Source organism: Phyllobacterium sp. P5_D12 (assembly GCF_054049495.1).
The window spans coordinates 1-3,267 of record NZ_JBFUMG010000500.1 but is presented as its reverse complement, the minus strand read 5'-3'; the positions used below and the strand labels follow the sequence as shown (position 1 = coordinate 3,267).

Genomic DNA, 3,267 nt, shown 5'->3' with positions numbered 1-3,267 from the left:
CGGCAGGACCCGGCCCGCAACCTCATAACTCCGCTCAGCTTTAAGCGTCGCGGATTTTTTCGGCGGGCTGCGGAACAAGGACAGGATCATAGAGGTACTTTAATTGATTCGAGCAAAACCGGTGAGACAAAACAGAGACGGCGCCGCAAGGCGCCGCCGTAGCAATCGGATTTCCAGGGAACCGACCTTAAGTCGCTATTCCTGGTCGTCATTCACACCTGGAACAGAACCCGAAGGTTTCTTTGGCGCAGCATTCCGCTCGGCCATGAAACGATCGAACTCTTCCCGGTCCTTGGCGCGCCGGAGCTCGCGGGCATAGTCTTCGAATTCGGTTCGCATCTCTTCGAGCTTGCGGCGCTCTTCGTCGAGCCGCTGCAGTTCCTTCTCGCGCCACTCGTCAAAGGCAATATTGCCAGTGCCGAATGGGCCGCGGCCGAAATGCTGAGAACGGCGGCTGCGGCGGAATGCACCGCAAACATTATCGGCCGCATTGTTCATTTCGTGCTTGAAACCGCCGAAACGATTGCCCCAGACAATGTAGGCAAGCATGGCCAAACCGAGAGGCCAGAACAACATGAACCCGATAATCATCAGAGCGATGGTCGCCGGAGACCAGCCTGGACGGATTAAAGCAGAAGTGTTCATCTAAAGCCCTTCCCTATCAAGAAAGCCCGGCCCCTATTGGCCGATTGATATCGACATGGGAAAGACTTTGCGGCTTTTCAAGAAACTGTGATTTCAAATGCTCCAAATCATTGAAATACGAAACGTTTCTTTGCGTAGTCGATGGCTATGACGAGAAGTCCAGCCACCAGGGCCCAAAATGCGGCGCCGATCCCCGCAATGGTAATTCCCGAGGCCGTGACAGCAAAGGTAACGATCGCCGCCAGCCGCTCGTGTTCGACTTTGAGCGCCAGCGACAGAGCATTGGTAAACGCCCCGATGAGCGCGAGACCCGCGACAAGGGCGATGAGCGGCGCGGGCAATACAGCAAACAGGGCAACCAGCGACGCCCCAAAAATCGCAAAGATCAGATAGGACAGTGCATAGAACGGGCCGGTCAGCCAGCGCTTTTCCGGGTCGGGATGCGCGTCCGGGCCAGTGCAGATCGCAGCAGAAATTGCCGCCATGTTGCTTGTGTGAGCGCCGAAGGGGGCCGTGACAAGAGAGACCAGACCGGTGACCTGCAGTGCCGCCGCCGTCGGCGGCTCATAACCCGCTGCACGAAGGACGGCAAAGCCCGGCAGGTTCTGCGATGCCATGGTGACCAGATAAAGCGGCAGCGCCAGGCCGATCATCGCGCGCATGTCGAAGACCGGCATGATAAGTGTCAGCGTCGAAAGCTCGACACCAGGGACGCTGGCAACGCGGCCGCTGACAAAAGCATAAATCACGCCGCCGAAAAGAACGGCCAGCACCGCCATGGCCGGGTTGAACAGGCGGATGATGAAGAAGAGCGCAATAAGAGGCAGTACAAAAACCGGATCTAAGGGTATGGTTCGTGCAGCCCCGATCAGGAATGCAAACAGCACACCGGCAAGCATGCCCGATGCTATCGATGCCGGGATCCTGGAGACAAAGGCAGAAACCGGTTTGATCAAACCGGTGAGAATGATCGCTATCGCAGTGACGATGAATGCCCCCACCGCCTGTGGCATGGTAAAGCCGATCGAGCCGCCGATGAGCGCCAGTCCAGGCGTTGACCAGGCGGCGATGATCGGCATCTTGTAACGCCAGCTCAGATAACCTGTCGCGAGGAACATCGCGAGACAGCATGCAGTCACCCAACTCGCAGTTTCGGCCTGTGTGGCTCCGAGTGCCTGCGCTGCCGCGATGATAAGTGCAAGCGTTCCGCCAAAGCCGACGACAGCAGCGACGACAGCAGAAGCGATCACGGAAAAGCGCATGGGGAGCCTGAAATCTACTGAATTGGCGGAAGGATCTTTGTTCTGTCGACCATTGAAGACACGGTTCGCGTCAGAAGATCAAGGTCTTGCGGACGCGACAGGCGATGATCGCCGTCGCGCACCAGCGTAATCGTCACATCGTCGACGGGCAGGTGATCCATCAATCGCAGCGCATGGGTATAGGGCACGTCCTTGTCCTCCATGCCCTGGAGGATGTGGACAGGACAATCGGTCTGGATGACACCCTTCAAAACCTGGTTGGTTTTGCCGTCTTCCAGCAAAGCCTTTGTATAGATGTAGGGTACGGACGAATAATCGGACGGTTCTTCCATATAACCGCGTTCGGCGATCTGGCGGCGCTGATCATTCGTCAGTTGCGGCTCGACGAGTTCCGAGGTGAAATCCGGCGCCGGCGCAATGAGCACCAGTCCTGCGACACGTCCGCCTTCGCCAGTCCTTTGCAATTCCTCGATCATGCGCAAGGCAATCCATCCACCCATGGACGAGCCGACAAGGATTTGCGGGCCGGAGGAAAACGCGCGAAATACCGCAAGGCTCTGCTCCAGCCATAACGAGATCGTACCATCGCGGAATTCGCCGCCGGATTCGCCATGGCCGGAATAGTCGTGCCGAAGGAAGGCCGTGCCGTATTCATCTGCCCACTGATCCAGCCACTGGGCTTTGCTGCCCAGCATGTCCGAGTAATAGCCGCCCAGCCACACAATGCCAGGCGTGCGACCTTCGCGGCGGCGCAGTGCAATATCGAGGCCGTTGACGGCTAGAAACTGGGGCAGGGGTGCATTCATAAAGGTGACTCCCGTGTYGTGATCGGCCCTTTTGCCACGGCAAAGTTCATCGTTGAAGCCCGCAACATTGCATAAATCTGAAATAAACCTATGTTTGATTGGCGTGATTTTTCCCAAAAATAACGATATTGGCATGCGCCCGCGCACAGAAGCATTGCGGCTCCGGCCTGACGGTGCTATTTGCGGGTCCGAAATAATTCAAGGAGATTACTGCCATTCGTCGACCCTTTAGAGCCCAGGTGGTCCAGAAAGATGGACCTCGTTCCAACCGCGATATCCGCGTACCTCAGGTACAGCTCATTGATGCCGAAGGTGAAAACCACGGCATAGTCACTATTCAAGCAGCACTGGCGATGGCCGATGAGGCTGGACTCGATCTCGTCGAGATCGTGCCCAATGCCGAGCCGCCGGTCTGCAAGATCGTCGATCTCGGGAAGCTGAAATACCAGGGCCAGAAGAAAGCTGCTGAAGCGCGCAAGAAGCAGAAGACCGTCGAAATCAAAGAAATCAAGATGCGCCCGAATATCGACACGCATGATTATGATGTGAAGATG

The 3,267-nt window shown here is 56.8% G+C and carries 4 protein-coding genes; 1 reads left to right on the top strand and 3 read right to left on the bottom strand.

Going from position 1 to position 3,267, the window contains the following annotated elements:
- Positions 1-195 precede the first annotated feature (195 nt).
- The 3 genes from ACXJ5O_RS22480 to ACXJ5O_RS22470 all read right to left on the bottom strand — a co-directional run bounded on the left by ACXJ5O_RS22480 (position 196) and on the right by ACXJ5O_RS22470 (position 2,713).
- Positions 196-645, bottom strand: coding sequence for a DUF2852 domain-containing protein (locus ACXJ5O_RS22480; protein ID WP_457301833.1), 450 nt, complete (start codon positions 643-645; stop codon positions 196-198).
- 107 nt (positions 646-752) lie between these two features.
- Positions 753-1,907 carry a benzoate/H(+) symporter BenE family transporter gene (locus tag ACXJ5O_RS22475; protein WP_457301832.1) on the bottom strand — a complete coding sequence of 385 codons (1,155 nt, stop codon included), beginning with the start codon at positions 1,905-1,907 and terminating at the stop codon, positions 753-755.
- Positions 1,908-1,921: 14 nt separating this feature from the next.
- Positions 1,922-2,713, bottom strand: coding sequence for an alpha/beta hydrolase (locus ACXJ5O_RS22470; RefSeq protein ID WP_457301831.1), 792 nt, complete (start codon positions 2,711-2,713; stop codon positions 1,922-1,924).
- A 215-nt stretch (positions 2,714-2,928) separates the two neighbouring features.
- Between ACXJ5O_RS22470 and infC the strand changes: the two genes are divergently transcribed.
- On the top strand, positions 2,929-3,267 hold a 339-nt coding region (gene infC / locus ACXJ5O_RS22465; protein WP_457301834.1), incomplete at its 3' end, for a translation initiation factor IF-3.